Here is a 24,851-nt window from a genome sequence, read left to right as displayed (position 1 = left end):
TAAAGTATGTCCCCGGTTTGTACAGGGGTTATCCCAGCGATCTCGTGCCTGATTTTATTTAATAAATCGACTGATTTGCTCCAACGCCCCTTTTAAGTACTGGAAGTTGGGTTGTTTATCTTCAATAGGGCGATTGGTTTTATCTAATAACTCATACATTCCTGTTGCGGAGTTCACTTCCAGAATCGTTTTATCCGTAATCACGGCATACCCAGTATATTTTGCCGAAATAACCCATGGACGAGCTTGGATAGGATCCAGCATATCAATCCCCGTCGAGTAATCTGCAATAGGGTTAGTAACGCCTAAATAGTGATGCAATAACGTAGGAGCCACATCCTCATGGCTCGTCACTTTAGTCTCCAGACTATGTTTTAGCCCAGGCGCTAATACGACAAACGGCACATGAGTCTGATACGGAGTAAAGTTACTATTATGTCCCCAATAATTCAGTTTATTATCATTTAGCTCTTGCCCATGATCGCCAGTAATGAAGACCACGGTGTTATCTAACTCACCACTCGCCTTCAATTTATCCAACACCTTACCAGCTAAACTGTCCGTAAAATGCACGGCGGTCTTATAGCGATTCATAAATGGCGTAACGTCAAAATCATTGTTCAGCTTTAAATAATCAACATCTTTTAGGTATGGCTGAAATTTATGGGGGTAATTGTCTGGGAAGTCATACCCATGTGGCGAATCGTAAAAAATAAACGAAAAACTAGGTTTGGATTTATCGCGATGCTCAAACCATTGCATCCAGTCATGATTCACATCCTGATCACGCTCAGAAGGAGAATTACCATCCGAATTTAAACGTAAATGTGGAACATGGCGGAATATCGTTCTATCAAACGGAATACCATCCAATTTTGCAGACGTAAATGCTTCCACGTCATACCCTAACTGCTGCAGTCTATCGATTAAAACAGGTGAACGCTGACTGGCTAAAAAAGCCTGCCAATAAGTCGATGGAATGCCATAAAACAGACCGAAAATACCCGCTCTCGTCGCATTACCTGTAGAGATATGGTTGTCATAAATCCTTCCCTGCTGCGCATACTTCCATAGATTAGGGGCCACATCTTGGGTAAAACTGTCATAACGCCATGAATCAATGACCAAAAATAGAACATTGAGTGGTTTATTAACCCGTTCAGTCTCTAATGGAGATAGTGGATAATTAAGATCACTGCGCTTTTTCTCTTTTAAAGATTTAGCTTCAGCGACGACTTCAGGATTAATCCAGCCCATTTTCTTCATGAGTGAATTGGCGGTTAAAGGATAAAAAAGTGGCAGATAGCGATCGGTCATCAGTACTGATTGACGGCCATTTGCCGATCCCCAAGTATGAATAGCATTTGAAGTGAGTAAGCAGACAAAAATAAACCAGCAAAATGCTTTTCCATAACGAAAGCGCAGTTGCTGCATTCTATTTTCAGCAAAACTGACCAGCCATCGTTCGATGACTAAAATAGCGACGGCACAGCCAACAACTTTTGCCCAAGTGACAACCGCAAAAGACACCACTTGTCCCGACATAATTAACTGCAACACGACAGAGTTAATGTGGAAACGATATTGAGCAAATACGAAGGTATCAATAATCAAGAGTGACAAAGCAAGAGTAGCAATCAGTGCTAACACCCAGCGAACCCATCGAGAAGGTAATATCAGAAATGGTATACCGATAAGGGCAAGGATTCCTGCAAGCAAAGACATTTGGCTTAATACGGATGTCACCAAGAAGGTGAAACCAAGAGAATCTGTGGGAATGATAGGTAAATATTGAAAATATCTGGTTGCAATCACTATCGCAATCAGTGCATTAATCAATGCAAAAAGCCCAAGCGTTTTTAGCTTGCCTTTGAAATCTTTCATAGCAGGAAACCTTTTTTGCAGTACTCCCACTTGAAATGTATTAAAGAAACGGTAAGTGGTCGCAACTGAATGATAAACCTATAATCCATTAACCATAGTTTCACTCTTTACTGTAATAAAGTAAGGATATGAAAAACCATGATTTATAGTGGCTTATCAATTAAAACTGACAGTCCTATTGAAAAGATGAGTCATAGCCATCCATCAGCCATGACCAGCACTCAAGAGACCATGGTTCAAAAAAATGCGGCTGCTCTTTGAGAAAGGAGCGTTGTAGACGTTCGAGGTTTTTTTGTTGCCATTGATCGGATTGAGGAGCAAACCCACATTTATCAAAATCAATAATCCAAACCTTCTGATATTGGTCGATTAAGATATTGTGAATATTAAGATCAGTATGATTCACGCCTGCATTATGCATACGCCGAATCATTTTACCTATCTCTTGATAGATTTCTTTATTAAGAACCCTATTCTGTAAAATGTCCACTAAATCTTGAGCATTGGGCACTTTTTCGCTCAATAAATCAGCACGATATAAAAAACCACATTTTACGGCTCTTGCAGCGATAGGACGAGGAACATTAACATTTGCATTTTGTAAACATTGAAGAAGTTCAAACTCTTGATAGCTACGAGTTTTTTCCCAGCTAGAGAACCAATACTGGTCTTTTACAAACTTACCAAATAAGCCCCCGCGACGATAATGTCTCAATGCAGCTTCAAGATCAGGCAATTGAACAAACCAAGTTGTACCGCGACCTTGAGCAGAACCGGTAACCTTACCTTGTTGCTGCCAGTATTCAGGATCAAAACAACGCGCAGGTCCATCCGATAATAATTGATCGTCATACCAAATGGTTTGATTCCCTTGTTGCAGTACTTGATTCACGCGATTTCCTCACTACTTTGCTGATTTATCATAAGCATAGGTGTCTGATAACCGACGTATTCTAACACAGTTTATAAAATGTATTGCTGAAGTAAACTTATAAGGGTGGCCCAAGTGAGGTTTCACAAAATCAACAATAAAATCATTAATATAAAATGAAAAAACCTCAAGGCAACACCTGGGTTAATGGCATCGTTCGTACGTTATTCGATACATTTCTCCTTTTGAGAGTAGACGCTCAGACTCAGTCACAATAGAATTCAACTTCTATTCCTTGAATATCACAAAACGCAACACTATGGTGACAATTTGAGGAAACAATGACAGGTATAATCCTTCCGGTTATCCTAACTCTGAATTCATATGGAATACGCGGTAAAATAATCCGCTCCCTTGAGGATAATTCCAACGACAAAAGTTCGAAGTGAGTACCTAATGACTTTGTTTACCTCTGCTCCGCAATCGCTGTGTGTGTTGCGGCTTTCTGCCATCGGTGATGTTTGTAATACCGTTGCCGCTATTCAAGCCATTCAACGTACATGGCCGAAAACGAAAATCACTTGGATCACAGGTAAACTTGAAGCGCATTTAATTAGTGATTTACCTGGTATTGAAGTCATCGTTTTTGATAAAAAACAGGGATGGAAAGGATACAAAACCTTATGGGCATCACTTAAAGGTCGAGAATTTGATGCCTTACTTCATATGCAATATGCACTGCGTGCCAGTATTGCCACATTAGGGATCAAAGCTAAATATAAATTGGGATTTGATGCCACTCGTAGTCAGGATTTTCAAACTTGGTTTACCAATGTGAAGGTTCCCTCCCCTGTCACTCCTCATGTCCTCGACGGCTTATTGGCTTTTGGTACGTGCTTAGGGGTGAAGGACATGACACCTAAATGGTCAATCCCTTATCAAAGAGAAGATGCCAACTGGGCTAACCAAGTCATTGATCAGCAGAAAAAAAATGTGGTCATTGTTCCTGGAGCCAGTAAAGCCTACAAAAACTGGACAGCACAGGGTTATGCTCGGGTGATAGAGCATGCTCAGCGTAAAGGTTTTCATGTCATTTTAGCCGGAAGCCCCTCCCCAGTAGAAACACAACTTTGTGCCGAAGTGATAGCCAAGCTTTCATCTCCAGTCACTAATGTTGTCGGCCAAAGCTCTATTAAGCAAATGCTCGCCTTATTGGATAATGCTGATTTAGTTATCGCACCCGATACAGGGCCAGCCCATATGGCTAACGCGATGGGAACGGCCGTGATCGGTTTGTATGCCCATCACAACCCTGAACGTACTGGTCCGTATAATTACCGCGATTACGTTGTTTCTGCTTATGAAGAGGCAATAGCAGAAGAACATCATAAGCCATTAGAGCAACTTGATTGGCGTACCCGAGTTAAAGACGAAACAGCAATGCAACGTATTAAGCCGCAACAAGTGATCACCATGTTTAATAAGGTTATTGGAGACTTATGGCGCTAAAATCGCTAATATTGCTCACTTTCATCGCATTATGAGACAAATATTAGTCATTATGTCGTCTTCAACGCTACGCTGTAGTTTGCCATTTGTTATCACTGCGACGACGAAAATATTGAACATCCATCAGCCTAAAATCACACTTAGGCCTTGAGAGAGAAAAAGAATGATTACAGGTATTGTCATTACATTAAACGAATCCAAAAATATTCGAGAATGCATTCAATCACTGCAGACTGTGTGCTCCGAGGTTATCATAGTCGATTCACTCAGTACCGATGATACTCAAACTATCGCCAAAGAAATGGGAGCGATTGTCGTTGAACAAGCGTATTTAGGGGATGGTTTCCAAAAAAATGTAGGCTTGCCTCATGCCAGTAATGATTGGATTCTCAGCATTGATGCCGATGAGCGTTTGACTGATGAAGCCATAGAGCAAATTAAACAGTTGAACTTAACCGATACCCATCATGATGCGTTTGCATTCCGTCGTCGCAATTACATAGGCAGTCGCTGGATTAAACAATGTGGCTGGTACCCAGACTACTGTATTCGTTTATATAACCGTCAAAAAACCAAGTTCTCTGAAGTTAAACAGCACGCTTCCGTTCAAGCAAATGCTCCTCAACATTTGAATTGCGACCTTATTCACTACTCTTTTGAAAATATTGGTCAGCTGTTTGCTAAGCCTGGACGTAATTTCAGTGGCCGTGCAGCTAAGATTATGTATCAAAAGGGGAAACGCGCTAATTCACTATCTCCTTTTACGCATGGCCTAAGTGCATTCGTTCGTAAATATATTATGCAAAAAGGCTTTCTTGGTGGCGTAGACGGAATGACAGTCGCACTCAGTGCTTCTATTAATAGCTACTTAAAATATGCCAAGTTATTAGAGTATCAACGTGATCCTAAAGTCCTCGAGCAAGAAGACTTTAATAAAGTTTGGTAATGACCATGAAGATTTGCCACATCAATCTTGCTTCTGGGTATCATGGTGGGGAAAACCAAACCCTGCAGTTAATTAAACAGCAAATTGAGCTAGGTTATGAGCTCACTGTGGTTGCCAACCCAAAAAGCCCATTTTCTGACGCGATTAAAAAGCTTAATTGCAAACTGGTTTTGGTTACTCATTATTTACTAGGCCATGCAAAATCGGCCACTGAAGGATGCCAACTAATCCATGTCCACGAAGGAAGAGCAATCTACTGGGCTTGGATTCAATCTAAACTATTTGGTATTCCCTATATTGTCACTCGCCGCATCGATAACCCTTTAAAGAAAAAATGGCTTGCTACTCAAGCCTATTCAGGCGCATCTGCCCTAGTTGGACTAAGTGACGAAATCGTAAGCCGCATCAAGGCGGCTTATCCTAACGCTTCAATTTATAAAATACCGAGCTCCCCTGTCACCTATCCTGTTATCGAACAAGATGTTAAAGCTATCCGTAAACGTTTCGAGCATAAGTTTTTAGTCATACAAGCGGCTAATATGCTTAAGCATAAAGGATTCGACGTTACGATTAATGCAGCAAAACAACTCGAGAATTCTCATCCAGACATTCATTTTGCTCTACTTGGCGATGGCAAGGAACGCTCGGTTTTAGAAGAGCAAGCAGCGTCCATTAGCAACTTATCATTTATGGGAAAACAGAGTAACATGGGGACGTGGTTTGCAGCCGCAGATATGCAAGTGCATCCATCATACTCTGAAGGGCTTGGCTCAGTTATTTTAGAAGGGTTAAATAGCGGACTGGCAGTGGCAGCAACACGTGCTGGCGGTATTCCTGACATCATAGAAGATCATGTTTCAGGACTACTCATTGAACCCGGAAACAGTAACGAGCTAGCAAAAGCCATTGTAGCGATAAAAGAGGATCCTAAATTACGCACCTCATTAATCGCTGGCGCTCGACATAAATTACAAGAATTTAAAATTGAGCATACCGCTCAACTTTATTACAACATATATAAAAATATTAAATAACGTCATGATTAAAAAAGTAATTTATCCAGGGACGTTCGATCCATTAACAAATGGGCATCTTGATATAATTCAGCGCTCTGCGGCTATGTTTGACCACGTTGTAGTGGGTATCGCTGCCAGTCCGTCGAAAAATACGATGTTTACCTTGGACGAACGTGTTGCATTAGCAGGCCAAGCCACACAACACCTAAGTAACGTTAGCGTTCAGGGGTTTTCTGGCTTATTAATTGACTTCGTCAAACAAGAAAAAGTCGATATCTTAATTCGAGGGTTAAGAACGACTATTGATTTTGAATACGAATTTGGCCTTACCAATATGTATCGCCGCTTCGCCCCTAAGTTAGAAAGTATTTTTCTCACCCCAACAGAAGAGTATATGTTCCTTTCTTCTTCTATCGTGCGTGAAGTCGCGATTCATGGTGGGGAAATCTCAGAGTTTGTTCCACCAGCGGTCGCTAAGGCTATCGCTCAAAAGGTGAAGTCGTGATTGATTTATCCAAGGCGAAGTTAATCGGTCAGGGATCTGAGAGGCAATGTTTTCAGCACCCAGAAAAACCCGATCGCTGCATAAAGATTCGCTATAACAAAAAACGTCGTGTAGATGAAAGCATCAGGGAATACCGTTACGCTAAAAAGTATTTGATAGGAAAAGAATTACCCGTAGCACTTCCTCTTTCTTGGGTAGAGACATCTAAAGGCCCCGGATTAGAATGCGAATTGGTTCTTGATAAAAATGGTGAAATTGCTGACACCTTACTCGCGACACTCAATAAAGAAAACAGTGTTGATCTAAATAAACTCAAAGAAGCGGCTTGGGCATTTCGGGACAAACTTTTATCTATCCCCGTTTCCGTAACCGATATGCGCTTGCAAAATATCTGTATTCGAGAGAATAGATCTGGTGGATATGAGTTGATTTTGATTGATGGGATTGGGTTTGCCAATTTTATCAAAGTAGGCAAACTTTTCCCTTCTTACACCTACCGGCAAACGGCAGAAAGAATCGATCGTGCATTTAAACATATTCTGTTTGCGCAGAATGCTTAAATAGCCCCGGGCTTAAGGCAGATAGTTTAAGCGTGCTTAAGCCCTAATCGATGAATCAAATTTGGCCAGTTTTTTCTTAATTTATACCGAGCCATAAAGCCAACCCTAGTATAAATAAAAGATTTCATCCCCAAGCGCCGAGGCCCCACTCCATCGATTATGTAGGGTTTTAGACTCTTGTTTTCTGTTTTGACTAAAATTTGGTCCGGATTGATATCTCCCACCATAATGCCGTATTTCAGCAAATAGTGTTGTAACTCAGCAATGACATGGCTAGCTTGAGCACTGCTAATTTGTTTTTCAGCGAGCATCTTATCAAGCCTTTGCGCAGGTCGGATATCACAATCAACAACACGGTCAAAAACTAACCCCGTGCCGTAGTTGGTTTCAACCACACCATGATATTCCGGTAAGTATGTGAAAGGAACATTTTGCTCTTTCAGGTAATTGAAATACTGTTGCTCAATCACATTCTGCGAGCGATGAAAAACACCAGGTTTCGTTACCTTAATACACAAGAGCTCATTATCAGGATGAATAAAACATAGTCGTTCGTTACCAGCCCCAAGCAGTAAGCTGGTATCGAGGTTGACCTTTTTGTGACAGATTTCCCGCATAGTCTACTCACTTTCAAACACTCGTCTATCCAAACGGCCAGACATATATTCAACTCAATCATCGTGGGTAAGAACTACATACAAAGATTCTTACTGCTAACACGACTAAGGTGTCATGATATATTTCAAGAATACTACAGAAAAATGACACCTGCCAATTGGGAAATATTAGAGAATGTTAAAATAGTGATATTAGTGACAATTCACGTCAAAACTACAAAAATACTTATCCTCACCGACTACTAACGTCTAACTAATCCCCTTATGGATTGCTTATATTGACGTCTTGTCTGCTTGAACCTTTCCTTAATATCGTAAATTTTAATAAAAGGAATAATACTATAAAAAGAGCTATTAGAGACTTTCATATAAGAATGAAGAAACTGAGAGAAAAGTTCTTGATTACCCATCTCTTTACGTATTCTAAAAAATTCCCATCCTCTCATTATCTTAAAATAAAGTGAATTATATCGAGCAATCTTCGCCATACCGAAATCGAATGCATAATAATTGTTTTTTACTTTGACAAAATTATCACATTTAGCATCTATTACTAATACATCATGTTGATGAAGCTCATGAATAGCTTGTGAGATAGGTTTTATAATATTTATTGTGTAAGTTGAGCTCACAGAACCTTGTAATATGCTTTTCAGGTACTTAGCCTTGATCCTTTTGTTGGATTCATTAGTGACAATAGCGATATTATCAGGACATAAGATTGATGTTTTCTTCAAATGCTGAATAATATTGTACTCAACATCCCACACTTTATTCTTTCTCTTATTTTTATAATCAAATTCTTTTAATACATATTTATTATCGATAATTGAAGTTTTTCTCCATGAGTTTGTATACGTTCGATCACTGTATACAATAATATTTTCTGACTGATTAAGTATTTTTCTTATACTTTTTTCATTATTAACTAACACAAACCACCTGACATAAATTTACATTTTTATGTCAGGAATTTTAATATAATTTGACAATCTAATACAATATCGAAGAACAAATAAAATCATTCAAATTATGAAGTCTATGTTATTGATAATATTGCTTATACCAAGCAACAAATTCTTTAACACCTTCTTTAACACCAACTTTAGGCTTATAACCAGTTACTGCGAAGAGTTCTTTTGTATCCGCATACGTCGCATACACATCCCCTGGTTGCATTGGCATAAAGTTTTTCTTTGCTTCAACGCCAAGTGCTTCTTCTAAAGCCTCAATATAGTCCATCAGTTTTACAGGGCTACCATGACCAATATTATAAATACGGTAAGGGGCTGAGCTGGTTGCTGAGGTGCCATCTTCTACGGTCCAATGTGCATCTCGAGTCGGCACAACGTCTTGAATACGCAAAATACCTTCGACGATATCATCTATATAGGTGAAATCTCGCTGCATATCACCATTGTTATACACATCGATGCTGTCACCTTTCATAATGGCATTGGTAAATTTAAATAATGCCATATCTGGTCGGCCCCAAGGACCATACACGGTAAAAAAGCGTAATCCAGTCGTTGGAACATTATAAAGATGAGAATAACTATGAGCCATCATCTCGTTCGATTTTTTAGTTGCCGCATAAAGAGAGACCGGGTGATCGACTGAATCTGAGGTATCAAATGGCATCTTGCGGTTTAGCCCATACACAGAACTTGATGAAGCATAGATGAGATGTTCAACCTTATTATGTCGACATCCCTCTAATACCGCTAGATGACCGATTAAATTACTATCCGCATACGCCATCGGGTTTTCAATTGAGTAACGAACGCCTGCTTGGGCTGCAAGATGGATGACTCGATTAAATTTTTGTTCACTAAATAGATTTGCCATTCCCTCTCGATCAGCTAAATCTAATTCAATAAAACGAAACAATCGATGCTCAATACGTTTTAAACGATCCAGTTTAAGCGATACGGGGTAATAATCATTTAAATTATCAATACCGATAACTTGATGGCCCAAGGCACAAAGACGCTCAACAACTGAGGAACCGATAAAGCCAGCGGCTCCCGTAACAAGATATTTCATTCTCTTTACTCAATCTAAGTTTATTTATTCATCTGTTATAACAATATTTAGTGTTGGCAAATTCTACAAAAAAACGTATTTCTCTGCCCAATTTTTTGCTCTTGTATCAACGCTCCACACACAGGACAAGGCTCTCCACCTTTACCGTAGACTCGCAATTCTTGAGCAAAATAGCCTGGTTTACCGTCTGCTTGAGCAAAATCTTTTAACGTCGTACCGCCTTGTTGAATCGAATAGGCCAAAACGGACTTTATTTCGCTCACCAACATTTGCCACTCTTTAGCAGTGATAGACCCCGCCATTCGAGTCGGTAAGATGCCCGATGTAAACAAAGATTCGTTTGCATAGATATTGCCTACGCCAACGACATGTTTGTTATCCATAATAAATTGTTTAATCGCGACGCGTTTTCCTTGCGCTCGCTCATGCATATATTTAGCAGTGAAACCTTCGCTAAGCGGCTCAGGACCTAAGTTAGCTAACACTTGATGACTGGCCCCTTTTTCACACCAGAGCCAAGCACCAAATCGACGAGGATCGTTATAACGTAAAACTTTACCATTACACATAAACAGATCGACATGATCATGCTTACCGGCTTCAATCGGTGCATCAAGTACTCTCAACGAGCCAGACATCCCCAAATGCACTATTGCAGTGCCAACGTCCGTTTCCAGCAATAAATACTTTGCTCTGCGGCGAATATCACGAATCACTTGCCCTTCTAATTTTTTCAGATCATAAGGGATTTCCCAACGCAATTTCGGCGCCCGAACTTCGATTCGTTTCACTTTTTCGCCCACTAGATGGGGTGAAATACCAAGTCGACTAACCTCTACCTCAGGTAATTCAGGCATAATACTTCCCTTTTGTACTTATTTTTTCGATTAGTCTACCGCTTCACTACTCAGAACGATACCGATTTGGTCAGAGTAGGAATGATGTAGTTTTTATCGACCGAAATAGCCACCCACCGGTTTTGCCATGTTTTGAATACCCAAAACTTTTGGCCTTGGTAGTATGTGATCCTTTGAGGCTCTTCCTGATCGTCGTACCACACTTCAACGGTACCGGGGTTACCTAGGGTATCTTCTATCGAATGAAAGGTCTTTTCATCAATCACAGTGCCGCTAAGTTCCAGCCAATGCTCCACTAATTGATCTGCAGTTATAGGTAGGATCTTGTCTGAATGCCAGTGTTGTGACTTTTTCACTAATGTATAGTGAGTGAAGTTCATCTCTTTTAGTGATTTTGCCGGATTCAAGACATGGGGATATTGGGGTTGTTGGTGACTTTGAGGCTCAATAAGGTAGGTTTTGATTATTGTCGGTAGGTTGAGTAAACCGATAAATACGATAACCAATATGATGAGTATATTATTCCAACGGCGACGACGGGCTGGTGGTACTCGCATATTATCCTCTCTAGGTGGTCAGTCAGTTAACTCTATGAAACTAAGAAATAACTATAACCAAAGCTAGATGATAGGCAATAAAAAACCCAACCTATTGGTTGGGTTTTATTACACTCTGCAAAAAAGCAATCAATTACTTGATTTTCGCTTCTTTGTAAATAACGTGTTGGCGAACTACTGGATCAAATTTTTTGATCTCGAATTTGCCTGGCATGTTACGTTTGTTTTTGTCAGTAGTGTAAAAGTGACCAGTACCTGCAGAAGATACTAGACGAATTTTCTCACGAATGCCTTTAGCCATGGTTCAATTCCTCTTAAACGTTTTCGCCACGTGCACGGATATCAGTAAGAACGGTATCAATACCTTTCTTATCGATGATACGCATGCCTTTAGCAGATAGACGTAGTTTAACAAAACGTTTTTCGCTCTCTACCCAGAAACGATGAGTTTGTAGGTTCGGCAGAAAACGACGCTTAGTAGCATTTCGTGCGTGTGAACGGTTGTTACCCGTTACTGGACGCTTACCAGTTACTTGGCATACTCGGGACATGAATGTCTTCTCCAAATCGTTTCAGCTCGATATCAACCTTGCTTGCTGGCCGAACCTCTATCTCTAAAATTTAAGAAGTTGAGGTTAAAAACCAATATGGAAAATCCATACAAGGCTATCAAAGGTCGCGCATTATACTAACTTGCCATGCATTGCTCAAGACCCGAACAGATCCTTTTTGAAGGATTCCCTGATCTTTTTTTCTCTGGCGAGCTGATTAGTGTTTAAAAATGTTTGCGAATAGTATCAGATTTTAGCTAACTAACAAGGGAAAAAGTCATCGGTTGCCTAATCCTAATCCCATGATGCTCTTTATAAAGTTGGGATTTTTTGACCTAAGCTGTGTAATCATGACAAAGCGCTTTGTTTTTTCATGTTAATTTTTCTCAAAGCGATCATTTCGCCGAAAATTTTTTTTTATTTTATTCAAAAAAATCCATTCAGGCGTCACCACTCATTGCTCTTTTTTTACCCTAACTCATGCATTTTCCATCACTAATCGGCTTATTTTAAATCCAACCTCTTTCAGCAAATGAGATAACTTCACCGTCTCCGACCACAAAATGGTCTAATACTCGAATATCTACCAGCATGAGTGCTTCAACAAGACGTTGAGTAATTCGCCGATCAGACTGGCTAGGTTCAGCCACACCAGATGGGTGGTTATGCGCCAAGATGACAGCCGCCGCATTATGAAACAACGCTCTTTTTAATACTTCTCTCGGATAAACAGACGCAGAATCAATGGTACCCTCAAATAAGATTTCATCTTTTATCACTCGATGCTGATTATCGAGGAATAGCAGGTAGAAGGCTTCTCTTTGGCGATCGCGTAAACGGCTTGATAAATAAAGTTTAGTCTGCTGTGGGCTTGTCAAAGCTTCACCGCGTTGAAGCGTCTCTGACAAATAACGCTGGGTCATCTCGATTACGGCTTGGAGTTGCACATACTTAGCAACGCCCAACCCTTTACGTTGGCAGAACTCTTCTTGGGATGAAGAAAACAGTGCACGTAGTGATCCAAAATCTTTTAACAATTGGTCAGCAAGCACTAAGACATTCATCCCTGTTGTCCCAGTTCGCAGAAATATCGCTAAGAGTTCAGCATCACTGAGCGAATCAGCGCCTCTCTGCAAGAGCTTTTCTCTAGGCAGAGAGTCTGCCGGCAAGTGTTTTAACTTCATCTTATGACTCCAGAGCAACCAGCCCTAATAAAGACAAACACTCATAGCAGACTCAAGATTCCAATTTTTAACCTTCGAGCGACTTCACTAATAAATCATCCCCATACAATTATCTATTTCCAAATTAACGATTACGCGACCTTAAAGTTACTGACCAACTCTCTCATTTCGTCACCAGAAAGCGATAACTGCTGACCAATAGTGACGGACTCTTTCACGCCATCCCCCAATTCATTCACAATCTGCTGAATATGGACGAGGTTTTGGTTAATTTCCTCAGAGACTAAACTTTGCTCTTCGGCAGCAGAAGCGGTTTGGATCCCCATCTCTTGAATCACACTGATGGATTCCGCCATACCCAATAAACTTTGACGGATTCTCTCAGAATCCTGGGAAGTCTTTTCACCTCGATGCTGGCTTAGCTGCATACTTTTTACCGCTTTTTCTACACCTTGATTAAGCTCTTTGAGCATATTATTGATCTCTTGCGTACTGTCTTGAGTACGACTTGCTAAAGAGCGAACTTCATCGGCAACCACAGCAAAGCCTCTTCCTTGTTCACCAGCTCGAGCAGCCTCTATTGCAGCATTGAGCGCCAGTAGATTAGTTTGTTCAGCAATCTCACCAATCACACCCAACACCTTAGTAATACTGGTCGCATGCTGTTGCAGCTCACCTATCGCAGAGGAGGTTACCTCTACTTCGTGGATTAAAGCACTAATGCCTTGTACTGCTTCATCCACTTCAACTTGTGCTTCTGATATTCTCTGATTTGCCGCTTCTATTGAATGCGCGGTGGAATTGGTATTTTGCGCAACTTCGCGCGCAGTAGCACTCATTTCCGTCACTGCAGTAACGACTTTATCTGTTTCCAAACTGTGTTCGCTCATTTGCCTATCTGCAGATTGTGTTTGCTGATTTAATTTCGTCACAGCGATTTCAATACCGGCCTCTGCGCGACTGACGTTCTGCATCATTTTTTGTATTTTAGCGACAAAGGAGTTAAATGCGCGGGCTGCATCACCAATTTCATCTTGGCTTTCAACCGCTAGACGAGCCGTCAAATCACCATCCCCTGACGCCATTCCTTGTAATGATTCCGCAAGATGTTTGATAGGTAATACACCTCGAGAGACTAACACGCTCACAACAATCACAGTAATCAATAATCCACCAAGCGATAAAGCAATAGCAGACCACATTTGAGAAGCGAGTTGCGCTTTTTTCTGGTGCTGATAGTTCGCTATTTGGTTATCAATATCATCAACGTATACACCCGTACCAATTATCCAATCCCATTTAGGTAGGTATTGCTGATAACCAAGCTTGGGTGCAGCATGGTGCAAAGAGGGTTTATTCCAAGAAAATTCTAGATAGCCATCCCCTTCTTTTGCCGAACGAATGATTTCCTGAATAACCGGCAAACCATTTTCATCTTTCATGTTGTACAGGTTCTTTCCAACTAGGCTTTGATTGCTTCCATGAAGCACTGCCACACCTTTTGAGTTATAACCAAAAAAGTAACCATCTGTTGCAAAGCGCATCGCTTCCAAAATCTGCTTTGCCTGGGCTTTGTTTTCTCCATTTTTATCTTGATCATATAAAGGCTTAACTGAAGTCATCGCCAGTTTTATATAGGCTTTTAACTCCGCTTTACGTGTTGATATGAGGTCTGCGCGATAACGAGTCATCTCTTGGTCAAGGCTGCTCACACCATTACGGTAAAACACCGCAGTCACAATAGATGTCACGATAACAAGTGGGAGTACAGTTAATAGCAGCAATTTGGGCTTACTACGTAGTGATATAGACATAAGTACACCTTTTATTTTTATTTATTGACACAACAAACAGGCAGGCAGAAATCTTTGTTGTGTTGGCCATTTTTTCTCTGAAAAACGATTCAACCCAATCACTTCTTAAGCAATAGATTGAATATTTTTTACTGTCTCATATCCGTACAACTGGAAGGGTGACGCGGTCGGTATTTTATTGTGTTAATCCACATTAATTGCATAGATTTCAATTTTCTAAACGGGCGTTAGCCGTACTCTGACATATGAGGGTAGTTGTGCTAGCATAGCGACCAGAATTTTTGAGGAATCCAGAATGCAGACATTAGCAGGAAAAAAAATTCTGCTGGGCATCAGTGGCGGTATCGCAGCGTATAAATGCGCAGAGTTAACCCGTCGTCTGATTGAACGTGGCGCAGAAGTCCGCGTTGTAATGACCAAAGCAGCAGAAGCCTTTATCACCCCACTTACGATGCAAGCAGTATCAGGTAAACCCGTGTCAGATAGCTTGTTTGATCCTGCTGCTGAAGCATCTATGGGACATATTGAATTAGCAAAATGGGCAGACATGGTATTGTTAGCGCCAGCAACTGCTGATTTAATTGGTCGTATCGCCGCAGGTATGGGTAATGATCTTCTGACGACTTTAGTACTCGCAACTGATGCGCCGGTTGTTGTATCTCCTGCGATGAATCAACAAATGTACCGCAATATTGCCACTCAAGAGAATATTGCCACTCTCGAACGTCGTGGTTATACCATTTGGGGGCCCGATGCTGGAGAGCAGGCCTGTGGTGATGTTGGCCCCGGTCGTATGCTCGATCCAATGGAACTGGTCCATCGCTGCGAGGCATTTTTTGGCCCAAAGGCCCTTAATGGAAAACAGATACTAATAACAGCAGGACCAACCAGAGAAGCGCTTGATCCCGTCCGTTATTTAACAAATTACAGCTCTGGTAAAATGGGATTTGCGATTGCAGCTGCTGCGGCTAAATTAGGTGCAACCGTCACTTTAGTGGCTGGGCCTGTAAACCTATCAACTCCCGCAAACGTGAATCGTATTGATGTGATCAGCTCTCTTGATATGTATAACGCAGTGATGTCACAAGCCGCTTCTCATGACGTTTTTATTGCTTGTGCTGCGGTTGCAGATTACCGACCTGACGTGGTAGCGGAGCAAAAAATCAAAAAAACCGATGATAATGATAACCTCATCATTACTATGGTAAAAAATCCTGATATCGTAGCATCAGTCGCCGCGATGACAGAACAACGCCCCTTTACAGTGGGCTTTGCTGCAGAAACACAAGATGTGGAACAATATGCTCGCAGCAAACTACAAAGAAAAAATCTCGATATGATTTGTGCTAACGATGTCTCGGTTGCCGGTCAGGGGTTTAATAGTGATGAGAATGCACTCACTGTATTCTGGAATGAGGGTGAGCAAACTCTGCCTTTAACGAGTAAATCCCAACTTGCTCAATCTTTAATGCTATTAATTAATCGTCAGTTATAAGAAACCAATAACAAATGACGCTTACTGTCACTAAGCGTCTATTTTCATTCAAGTAGTGGTAATCATAAGGAAAATCGGGTTATGGCCGGTACTAAGAAATCGAATCGTCGTGAAGAAATTCTGCAAGCATTAGCGGAAATGCTGGAATCTCATGAAGGAGCTTCTCGTATTACGACCGCCAAATTGGCCAAACAAGTAGGGGTTTCTGAAGCCGCTTTATATCGCCACTTTCCAAGTAAAGCGAGAATGTTTGAGGGGTTAATCGAGTTTATCGAAGAATCACTTATGTCTCGTATTAACCTGATTTTAGACGAAGAAAAAGACACACTGAATCGGATTCGCTTGGTTTTGCAATTGGTTCTCGCGTTCTCAGAACGTAACCCAGGTTTGACACGAATCTTATCCGGGCATGCTCTAATGTTTGAAAATGAACGTTTACGCGATCGTATCAACCAACTTTTTGAACGTATTGAAACTTCATTACGTCAAATCTTGCGTGAACGTAAATTACGTGAAGGAAAATCTTTCCCCGTAGAAGAAAGTATTTTAGCCGCTCAATTGCTCGGCCAAGTAGAAGGTAGTCTTAACCGTTTTGTGCGTTCCAATTTTAAATACCTTCCAACGGAAAACTTTGAGCAATACTGGACACTCTTAAGTGCTCAAATTAAGTAAAACAATACGAGACCACCAGCAATGCTAAAAGTGATCACTGAATTTTTCTCTGCTGCACAGCAACAAGCTCTGCCTTTTGTTTTTATTCGTCCTAAACCAATTCGAGAACCTGATATTTATCAAGGTGACTTTGATCTTTTAGTCAATCCAGAAGCCCTCAACGATCTATTGCGCTTATTCCATCGAATTTGTAGTGCTAATGCGATTAACTTTCGTATCGAACGTGTGAAATATGAAAAAACAACGGTCACTTTATTTACTCATTCACTGGAACACTGCGTTGAATTCGATATCTGGACAGAGCTAGACATTAAAGACCGTTCATTGCCTAAAGGAACCCATATCCCGTGGTATAAACTGGCTGAGCAGCAACAGCTCATCGAAAAAGAAGGGCACTTTACACTGAGTGATAATATTGCAGCACTGTTTTATTTATCCCATATGTACTCTAAAAATAAAAAGTTAGAGAGCGAAGAAGTTCAACATCGGCTCAACTATTATCGCCAACTGCCGAATTTGGATTCTGAGGTGAAATCTCTGTTTGATGATGTATCTAAAGAAAAAATGCGCCTCGCGAATAAACAGTTACAAGATAGAGGATTATTCGCGCAACAATCACAGCATCGTTTAGCTCAAGTGTTCTACCGCTTGAAGAAGAAACTGGCCAAATCCAGTCGAGTTATTGCCGTTGTTGGCCCAGATGGAGTAGGCAAAACCACCGTGATTAAGCAGTTGACGAAACGCTATCGCGCCAAATACTACATGTATAAAAAGACATTTCGTCGTAGTTTTCTCTATTTATTTTTGCGCAAACTCACTTGGAACAAAATTGACCTTCAATATGGTCCATTAGATAAAAATCAGTACGACGATATTCAACATATTAAGCTATTTTGGATTAGCTTAGTGTCTGGTTACTGCAAAGCGTTCTTATGCCGTTTTGGTAAAACCACGATTTTTGATCGCTTTTACATCGATTTGTTGATCACGGGCTCTCGCTCAATGGAAACGCCATTGACCATGTACCCAACCGCTCGCGAACTTATAAAAAAAGCACCAACGCCAAGCTGCATTGTGCAGTTAGATGCTCCAGAGGCGACTATTTTAGGTCGTAAAGAAGAGCTATCAGTGCAACATATTCAGCAATTTCGTGAGATGTATTTTGAATTGAGTATCGCTTCAAATACGCCAACTTATGTCTATATCAATACCTATCATTCGTTAGAAAAAACCTTTGAATTTATTGATAAACTAGACTTAAAGCTTTAATTGAGAGTGAAGCCTCCAGCCAAGGAGTTTTCATGATTGTTTTGTATTTACTCTGTTCCATGCCTAAAAAGAAAACGTTATGACACACCAAGCCAGTTTTGATAAACCAACTTTTTCCTATGCTCTACTCGCTCCCAAGTATTGGGGAGTATGGTTAGGCTTTGGCTTCTTAGCTCTTGTTGTCAATATTTTACCCTACTCAGTCTTGCTTAAAATTGGCCGTGGTTTTGGTAAATTAGCGATGCGATTTAGTAAAGGTCGCGTTCATACTGCTCATCGTAACCTTGAACTCGCTTTCCCAGAAAAAACTCAAGAAGAGATTCGTGCTTTTGTCATAGAAAACTTTAAAAACACTGGGGCTGGTCTGATTGAAACAGGTATTACCTGGTTTTGGCCGACTTGGCGCTTTAAACGCCGCATCGTAGAACACAACGTCCAACCTTTGCGTGACTATGAAAATGAAGGCAAAGGTGTGCTGCTATGCTGTGTTCATGCCCTCAATTTGGAGGTGACTGCTCGAGCTTTCGCCATCATAGGGTTACCTGGATATGGGGTATTTCGCCCGCACAATAACCCGGCTTATAACTTAATCCAGTATTGGGGGCGCTCGCATAATGGCAATTTGATGGTAGATCGTAAAGATTTAAAGAAAATGGTTCGTGTTATGCGTGAAGGCTACCGCTTATTCTATTTACCTGATCACGACTACGGTAGAAAAAATGCAGCTTATGTGCCTCTTTTCGCAGTGGAAGATGCCTGTACCACAACCGGTACCAGTGTGCTCGCTAAACTGAGTAAGTGCGGTATTGTTATTGGCTCTGGCTTTAGAAATCAAGAGGGCAAATACGACATCATTGCAGATAAAATTGTTGGTCACGACTTTCCGAAACGTGATGCCGTTGCCGCGGCAGCCTATATGAATCAATTTGTTGAAGAGTTAATCTTACGTGCACCAGAACAGTGGATGTGGTTACATCGCCGCTTCAAACATGAACCAGATCCAGAGAAGAAAGTCGGTCGTCGCTATCAATAATGCTCGATCTGGTTTCTCCCCAAAGGGAGGGAGTTTGTTCAACGCTCACGGACACTTCAGCTATCACTCAAAAACAAAAAAAGCGCCTTTACGGCGCTTGGTTATTACTGCACTTTATAAAATTTAGATACCATATTGAGCTTGGTATGCTTTAACTGCTTCAAGATGCTCAGCATTACCATCTTGTTGTTCTAGGTAAGAAATCAGATCACTTAAGCTCACAATCGAAATCACTTTACATGCGAAGTCGCGCTCCACTTCTTGAATAGCAGAAAGCTCGCCTTTGCCTTTTTCTTGGCGGTCAATCGCAACCAAAACACCCGCTAAATCAGCACCGTTATTTTGGATGATTTCCATCGATTCGCGAATCGCAGTGCCTGCCGTAATCACATCATCAACAAGCATGATTCGACCTTCCAACGCACTACCAACCAAGTTACCGCCTTCGCCGTGATCTTTCGCTTCTTTACGGTTAAAACAGTATGGCGTATCGATATTATGATGATCTGCTAGAGCAACTGCTGTTGTGGTTGCGATTGGAATCCCTTTATAAGCAGGGCCAAACAACACATCAAAATCGATGCCTGAATCCGCCAACGCCGCTGCATAGAAGCGACCTAAACGGGCCAAGTCAGATCCGGTATTAAACAAACCAGCGTTAAAGAAATATGGGCTTTTACGTCCGGATTTCAGAGTAAACTCACCAAATTTCAGCACTTCTCTCTCAAGGGCAAACTCAATAAACTCACGCTGGTACGCTTTCATAACTCTCTCTCTATGTTTCCCTATAACGGGTTATTTTGACACTCTCACCACCGGGTGGTGTCCAGACCATTTCCCCCGGGTGGTGAGAAAAACACAAAAAAATAGCCCCTTAAATAAGGAGCTATTTTTAAAAACTAGTTAGTAAGTGCTTCTTTCTGCACTTGAACAATATCGGCAATGCCCTTCTTGGCACTTTCCAGTAACGACATCAACTCTTCATGACTGAACGGTTCACCTTCTGCGGTACCCTGAATTTCAATCATCTTACCTTCTTCGGTCATGACCACATTCATATCGGTATCAGCATTGGAATCTTCAACATATTCCAAATCACAAAGTACGTCTTCGCCAAGAATACCAACAGAAACAGCAGCAACATGGCCTTTCATCGGGTTTTTCTTCAACTTGCCAGCTTTAATTAAATGCGCAAAAGCATCGGCCATAGCAACACTTGCACCAGTAATAGAAGCAGTACGAGTGCCCCCGTCGGCTTGAATCACATCACAATCGACGGTAATCATTAGCTCGCCCATCGCTTTCAAATCAACCACAGCACGTAAACTGCGTGCTATAAGACGTTGAATTTCCATCGTACGTCCGCCCTGCTTACCATTTGCAGCTTCGCGGCGAGTACGAGTATGAGTGGCACGAGGAAGCATACCGTATTCCGCAGTCACCCAACCTTTACCTTGGCCTTTTAACCAACGAGGCACACTTTCTTCAACGGTTGCGTTACACAATACTTTCGTATTACCAAATTCAACTAATACAGAACCTTCTGCATAAGCGGTGTAATTCCGAGTAATTTTGATTGGACGCACTTGATCCGCTGCGCGGTTATTTGGACGCATAATTCTCTGCCTTTATTGGGTGAGATGTAATCGATTGGGCGCAGATTATAACGGAAATATTCACAGCTTCCTACCCTGCTATCGCACACGCCGAATGAAATCTGCTTTGTAATTCATCCTAATCTCTTATTGCTCGTACATTGATCCGAATAAATCTATGTTAGTATGATGGTTATTAAAAATACGCCTTAACAGTTTAGGACTAAGGACACACTGATGATTTACAGCATGACCGCGTATTCACGCAAAGAAGTGAAAGGTGACTGGGGCAGTGCCGTTTGGGAAATCCGTTCGGTTAACCAACGTTACTTAGAAACTTACTTCCGTCTACCAGAGCAATTTCGTGGTCTGGAACCTGTGCTTCGCGAGCGTTTTCGTAAACGCCTAGCACGCGGTAAAGTTGAGTGTAGCCTACGCTTTGAAGCAAACCCAGCAGCACAAAGTGAGCTGACCATTAATGAACCACTTGCAGAACAAGTGATTAAAGCAGCCAATCAAATCATGCATATGACGGGTGAACTAAGCCGCATCAATCCATTCCAAGTCATGCAATGGCAAGGTGTTATGGAAACACCTGAACAAGATATCGATGCGATCAATAAAGAGCTATTAAAGGCTTTTGACGAAGGTGTAACCGAGTTTATCGATGCCCGTGGTCGTGAAGGGGAAAACATGAAAGCCCTCATCGAACAGCGCCTAACGGCTATTAGTGAAGAAGTGGCACAGGTACGTACTCGTATGCCAGAAATTATTGAATGGCAACGCGAACGTCTGCAAACCAAATTTGCTGAAGCTCAAGTAGAACTCGACCCCACCCGTATCGAACAAGAAATGATTCTTCTAGCGCAAAAATCAGATGTAGCAGAAGAGCTTGATCGCTTAGACTCTCACGTTAAAGAAGCACGTAACGTACTGAAAAAAGGTGGCTCATGTGGTCGCCGTCTAGATTTTATGATGCAAGAATTCAACCGTGAATCAAACACGCTTGCCTCAAAATCCATCAGTACCGATATCACTGCATCAGGTGTTGAATTAAAAGTGCTTATTGAACAGATGCGCGAACAGATCCAAAACATCGAATAACCACTTATTCATAGAATTAGGGCAGCATTGTGAGTCCATGCTGCCCTTTTTTATCGCTCAAAGTTGGCTTGCTATTTAAGCACAGCGATAGAAATCATTCACTTGCTGAGTGCTCAGTGGGTAAGAACAGTAATTACCTTGCGCATAAACACTGTTAATCTCAGAAAATGTCTTTAATTCAGGTTGATTAACACCACAAAGAACGATCTTTTTCGCATACCCTTTCAACTTGTTAAGAAAGTTAATTTTTACAACTTTACGAGCAAGGTGATGTGAGAAATCCGCATCTAACTTAATCCCATCCCAAATTTTTAATTTGAGATAACGGTTGTGCAGATCTTTACGAGCATCATAATCATTGAGCCAAACTTCAACGCCTTTTGCTCTCAGCAAACGGATATTTTTTATAAAACGCTCCATTTGCTCTGCAAATAAGTCATAACCATTCACTTCTAGAACAAGTCGATCTCGGCAATGAGATGCGATTTTGGCAACAAAGTTAGAATCAGCAATAAAAGCCATATCGATATTGAATGAGACTCGCGTATTTAGCCTATCGACTAATTCAACTGCTTGGTGCCATTGTTGCTCTATAATCGCTTGAAAGCAGGCATCGTCAGCTTGTCGAAAAAAGTTGGTCGAGTCATAGCCTTCCCCCGCATTAAAGTGCATTTCTGGAAGAAACTCGAACGCAAACAGTGAATGGCTATCTTCAGCATAAATTGGTTGATATTTAGCAGCAAAAGCGGCAAGTAATGTTCCCTGCAAATTAAATACTAAGCATTGATCGTCCTGGGTTTCGATAAGTTTTTGCATAGTCTTTTGCTTCACGTTCGTTAGTTTAAAACAATTGAGTTGCGGTTATTTATACCGCTTTTACGTAACATGCCCAAAAATGTTATCTATTTTGTCCATATCACAGACGTTTAATGTTACGTATGCTAAACGGGCAAAGACTTTGTGGAAACGTTTGTCAGAAAAGTTTTTTCAGTTGCTGAATGTAGTTCAAATAATTTGAATAACTGAGTAGTTTGTAAATATATGAAATGATCAAAAAGGGGGACTTCACGTCCCCAGAAAAATAAATATTCGTTTATTGAATAAAGTAGGTTTCAAATTCAGCCACAGTTGGCGTGCCTTTACTCGATAAAATTGTGAAATTCACTTTTTTCAGGCTAACCGCATCAAACGTAATGACACCAGTAGATGTACCTGATGCAATCACCTCATCAGTATCATTATTCGTTAACTGCCAGCTAGTGATATTGCCGCTATAGTCATCTGCTTCACGAATCACAACCGCGTTGATAGTTTGAGCTGTTTTCCATTTGATCGACACCGTACCTGTGCTGCCTTTAGGTGCCCAAAGTGTTGTACTATCGCCATCTCTAACCGAGCCGTAACTTCCCATCCCTTTGCCATCACCGTCTGAGCCTGCACCGATTGATAGATTGGTTTCTCCGCTTACATCAATCGAAGCTGAATCATCGCTACTTGATGTGTCTGATGATGAGTCAGAGGTATCACTATTAGACGATGATGTGTCATCAGCTGTTTCATTACTTTCTTCTGTTCGTGTGCTTGTCGCACATTTACCATCAGAAACAGCGTAATCATTTTGAGTACCAGCGGTTGCAAGCACAATCGATTGAACACAATCAGTCTCATCTAAAGTATATTGATATGGAATAGTAATCGACGTAGTAGAAACAGGATCTGGACCAGCAGGATGGTTAGTTGAATTATCTAACCAAGTGACATCATTAAATTGATTGCCACTGAGATCCCAATAGCCCATGTCATCAGTATAAAATGTGCCAATTGGGTTTTGCACATCGTTGAAGACATTGTTCTCAGCCTTGATTTGACCACCGATACGAGGATTCATACCTGATTTAGATACATGGGCATAGTAGTTATTAAACGCGTGTACTGTACCGTGACGTAAAAGAGGTAAGCGAGAATCAATATTCTCATAACGGTTGTGATGGAATGTTATATACGTATTCTCAGTATCATTATCACTTGAACCAATCAAGCCTCCACGTCCCGAGTGGTGTAGATAGTTATACGAAACAGTGACATATTGAGTTGTTGCTTTCATATCAATCAATGAATCATAACCATCTTTCTCACCACCTGATGCTTCTAATTCATTATGATCAATCCAGATATTATGAACATTTTTCTCTAAACCAATCGCATCACCACCATTAGAAATCGGTGATCCTGATTTTTTCACATTACGTACGTGCACATTACGGATAATGATATTTGATGCATCACGGATATGAATGCCAATTTCATCGAATAAAGCCTCACCTTGGCCAATCAATGAAATATTACTCACTCCCTTAAACTGAATAGCATCACCACGTGTATTACAACTACCAGATGCTTGTTCGGTATTATCGTGGTTAATTGTGCCTGTCACGTAAATGGTTAATGGAGTGTCATCACTCGAGCGATTGCACATAGCTTGGTTAATTTCAGTACCCGTCGTTGCATAAACGACGTCACCACCTTCTCCTCCAGTCGTACCACCATTAAGAGAGGCGTAACCATCAACGCCCGCCCAGGCATTCATTGCACTAAATAGACAAACAGAAAGGGTTGTAAAACGAAAAATAGACGATGTTGTCATTCTTTTTATCTCATTCGAAGCCATCACTATTAATGGCCCAAGAAAGATAAAACATACAAAATATTAATGGTTTTACTGGGTGATTATTTTGAACAAAAATCACAATACAAGTTGCTGTTTTT

General features: G+C 41.0%; 25 protein-coding genes. 10 read left to right on the top strand and 15 right to left on the bottom strand.

All coding sequences use genetic code 11. The features are described 5' to 3' along the window. Positions 1 to 54: 54 nt before the first annotated feature. Both I1A42_RS11340 and I1A42_RS11335 read right to left on the bottom strand, forming a co-directional pair. Positions 55 to 1,884, bottom strand: coding sequence for a DUF3413 domain-containing protein (locus I1A42_RS11340; RefSeq protein ID WP_196123520.1), 1,830 nt, complete (start codon positions 1,882 to 1,884; stop codon positions 55 to 57). Between the two features lie 175 nt (positions 1,885 to 2,059). Continuing rightward, positions 2,060 to 2,776, bottom strand: a complete 717-nt coding sequence (locus tag I1A42_RS11335; protein ID WP_196123519.1) for a 3-deoxy-D-manno-octulosonic acid kinase — start codon at positions 2,774 to 2,776, stop codon at positions 2,060 to 2,062. A 435-nt stretch (positions 2,777 to 3,211) separates the two neighbouring features. Between I1A42_RS11335 and I1A42_RS11330 the strand changes: the two genes are divergently transcribed. From I1A42_RS11330 to I1A42_RS11310, 5 genes are all read left to right on the top strand, one after another. Further along, the gene (locus tag I1A42_RS11330; RefSeq protein WP_196123518.1) at positions 3,212 to 4,264 is read left to right on the top strand and encodes a glycosyltransferase family 9 protein; all 1,053 of its coding nucleotides are present in this window, start codon (positions 3,212 to 3,214) and stop codon (positions 4,262 to 4,264) included. A gap of 163 nt (positions 4,265 to 4,427) precedes the next feature. Beyond that, entirely contained in the window at positions 4,428 to 5,210 is a 783-nt protein-coding gene (locus I1A42_RS11325; RefSeq protein WP_161158242.1) for a glycosyltransferase family 2 protein, read from the top strand. 5 nt (positions 5,211 to 5,215) lie between these two features. Beyond that, the gene (locus tag I1A42_RS11320; RefSeq protein ID WP_196123517.1) at positions 5,216 to 6,244 is read left to right on the top strand and encodes a glycosyltransferase family 4 protein; all 1,029 of its coding nucleotides are present in this window, start codon (positions 5,216 to 5,218) and stop codon (positions 6,242 to 6,244) included. Positions 6,245 to 6,248: 4 nt separating this feature from the next. Beyond that, positions 6,249 to 6,731: a pantetheine-phosphate adenylyltransferase gene (gene coaD / locus I1A42_RS11315; protein WP_161158241.1), complete on the top strand. Its 483-nt coding sequence runs from the start codon at positions 6,249 to 6,251 to the stop codon at positions 6,729 to 6,731. Further along, on the top strand, positions 6,728 to 7,291 hold the full coding sequence (locus I1A42_RS11310; RefSeq protein ID WP_161158240.1) for a YrbL family protein: 564 nt from the start codon (positions 6,728 to 6,730) through the stop codon (positions 7,289 to 7,291). The genes coaD and I1A42_RS11310 overlap by 4 nt, the downstream gene beginning before the upstream one ends. Before the next feature lie 26 nt (positions 7,292 to 7,317). Here the strand turns inward: I1A42_RS11310 and I1A42_RS11305 are convergent, their stop codons facing one another. The 9 genes from I1A42_RS11305 to I1A42_RS11265 all read right to left on the bottom strand — a co-directional run bounded on the left by I1A42_RS11305 (position 7,318) and on the right by I1A42_RS11265 (position 14,917). Next, entirely contained in the window at positions 7,318 to 7,908 is a 591-nt protein-coding gene (locus tag I1A42_RS11305) for a YrbL family protein (protein WP_196123516.1), read from the bottom strand. Positions 7,909 to 8,150: 242 nt separating this feature from the next. Next, the gene (locus I1A42_RS11300; RefSeq protein WP_196123515.1) at positions 8,151 to 8,843 is read right to left on the bottom strand and encodes a BUD32 family EKC/KEOPS complex subunit; all 693 of its coding nucleotides are present in this window, start codon (positions 8,841 to 8,843) and stop codon (positions 8,151 to 8,153) included. Between the two features lie 109 nt (positions 8,844 to 8,952). Continuing rightward, positions 8,953 to 9,954: an NAD-dependent epimerase gene (locus I1A42_RS11295; protein ID WP_196123514.1), complete on the bottom strand. Its 1,002-nt coding sequence runs from the start codon at positions 9,952 to 9,954 to the stop codon at positions 8,953 to 8,955. Between the two features lie 47 nt (positions 9,955 to 10,001). Further along, a complete protein-coding gene (gene mutM / locus I1A42_RS11290; RefSeq protein ID WP_161158236.1) occupies positions 10,002 to 10,811 on the bottom strand; it encodes a bifunctional DNA-formamidopyrimidine glycosylase/DNA-(apurinic or apyrimidinic site) lyase in 810 nt (269 codons plus the stop codon). 50 nt (positions 10,812 to 10,861) lie between these two features. Then, entirely contained in the window at positions 10,862 to 11,368 is a 507-nt protein-coding gene (locus tag I1A42_RS11285; RefSeq protein WP_161158235.1) for a hypothetical protein, read from the bottom strand. A 133-nt stretch (positions 11,369 to 11,501) separates the two neighbouring features. Continuing rightward, positions 11,502 to 11,669: a 50S ribosomal protein L33 gene (rpmG, locus tag I1A42_RS11280; RefSeq protein ID WP_089124655.1), complete on the bottom strand. Its 168-nt coding sequence runs from the start codon at positions 11,667 to 11,669 to the stop codon at positions 11,502 to 11,504. Between the two features lie 13 nt (positions 11,670 to 11,682). After that, positions 11,683 to 11,919 (bottom strand): 50S ribosomal protein L28, encoded by a 237-nt coding sequence (rpmB, locus tag I1A42_RS11275; protein WP_161158234.1) that lies wholly within the window; start codon positions 11,917 to 11,919, stop codon positions 11,683 to 11,685. 509 nt (positions 11,920 to 12,428) lie between these two features. Next, positions 12,429 to 13,103 carry a RadC family protein gene (gene radC / locus I1A42_RS11270; protein WP_196123513.1) on the bottom strand — a complete coding sequence of 225 codons (675 nt, stop codon included), beginning with the start codon at positions 13,101 to 13,103 and terminating at the stop codon, positions 12,429 to 12,431. A 131-nt stretch (positions 13,104 to 13,234) separates the two neighbouring features. Continuing rightward, positions 13,235 to 14,917 (bottom strand): methyl-accepting chemotaxis protein, encoded by a 1,683-nt coding sequence (locus tag I1A42_RS11265; RefSeq protein ID WP_196123512.1) that lies wholly within the window; start codon positions 14,915 to 14,917, stop codon positions 13,235 to 13,237. Positions 14,918 to 15,212: 295 nt separating this feature from the next. Here I1A42_RS11265 and coaBC point away from each other — a divergent pair, with 295 nt between their 5' ends. The 4 genes from coaBC (at position 15,213) to lpxL (ending at position 19,386) form a co-directional block, all read left to right on the top strand. Beyond that, entirely contained in the window at positions 15,213 to 16,412 is a 1,200-nt protein-coding gene (gene coaBC / locus I1A42_RS11260; protein WP_196123511.1) for a bifunctional phosphopantothenoylcysteine decarboxylase/phosphopantothenate--cysteine ligase CoaBC, read from the top strand. Between the two features lie 81 nt (positions 16,413 to 16,493). Next, entirely contained in the window at positions 16,494 to 17,084 is a 591-nt protein-coding gene (gene slmA / locus I1A42_RS11255; RefSeq protein WP_161158230.1) for a nucleoid occlusion factor SlmA, read from the top strand. A gap of 21 nt (positions 17,085 to 17,105) precedes the next feature. Continuing rightward, a complete protein-coding gene (locus tag I1A42_RS11250) occupies positions 17,106 to 18,353 on the top strand; it encodes a hypothetical protein (protein ID WP_196123510.1) in 1,248 nt (415 codons plus the stop codon). A 79-nt stretch (positions 18,354 to 18,432) separates the two neighbouring features. Beyond that, positions 18,433 to 19,386: an LpxL/LpxP family Kdo(2)-lipid IV(A) lauroyl/palmitoleoyl acyltransferase gene (gene lpxL / locus I1A42_RS11245; protein WP_196123509.1), complete on the top strand. Its 954-nt coding sequence runs from the start codon at positions 18,433 to 18,435 to the stop codon at positions 19,384 to 19,386. A gap of 123 nt (positions 19,387 to 19,509) precedes the next feature. Here lpxL and pyrE read toward each other — a convergent pair whose 3' ends face one another. Together pyrE and rph are read right to left on the bottom strand one after the other, a co-directional pair. Further along, positions 19,510 to 20,151: an orotate phosphoribosyltransferase gene (gene pyrE / locus I1A42_RS11240; RefSeq protein ID WP_161158611.1), complete on the bottom strand. Its 642-nt coding sequence runs from the start codon at positions 20,149 to 20,151 to the stop codon at positions 19,510 to 19,512. A 134-nt stretch (positions 20,152 to 20,285) separates the two neighbouring features. After that, the gene (rph, locus tag I1A42_RS11235; protein ID WP_161158612.1) at positions 20,286 to 21,002 is read right to left on the bottom strand and encodes a ribonuclease PH; all 717 of its coding nucleotides are present in this window, start codon (positions 21,000 to 21,002) and stop codon (positions 20,286 to 20,288) included. A gap of 216 nt (positions 21,003 to 21,218) precedes the next feature. Between rph and I1A42_RS11230 the strand changes: the two genes are divergently transcribed. After that, entirely contained in the window at positions 21,219 to 22,085 is an 867-nt protein-coding gene (locus I1A42_RS11230) for a YicC/YloC family endoribonuclease (protein WP_161158613.1), read from the top strand. 75 nt (positions 22,086 to 22,160) lie between these two features. Here I1A42_RS11230 and I1A42_RS11225 read toward each other — a convergent pair whose 3' ends face one another. Further along, positions 22,161 to 22,901 (bottom strand): EAL domain-containing protein, encoded by a 741-nt coding sequence (locus tag I1A42_RS11225; RefSeq protein ID WP_161158614.1) that lies wholly within the window; start codon positions 22,899 to 22,901, stop codon positions 22,161 to 22,163. Between the two features lie 277 nt (positions 22,902 to 23,178). Next, complete coding sequence (locus tag I1A42_RS11220; protein WP_196123508.1) at positions 23,179 to 24,729, bottom strand: pectate lyase family protein; 1,551 nt, start codon at positions 24,727 to 24,729, stop codon at positions 23,179 to 23,181. Between the last annotated feature and the right edge of the window lie 122 nt (positions 24,730 to 24,851).

It is taken from the genome of Vibrio nitrifigilis (assembly GCF_015686695.1).
GTDB classification, from domain to species: domain Bacteria; phylum Pseudomonadota; class Gammaproteobacteria; order Enterobacterales; family Vibrionaceae; genus Vibrio; species Vibrio nitrifigilis.
This window is presented reverse-complemented; position numbering and strand designations above follow the sequence as displayed.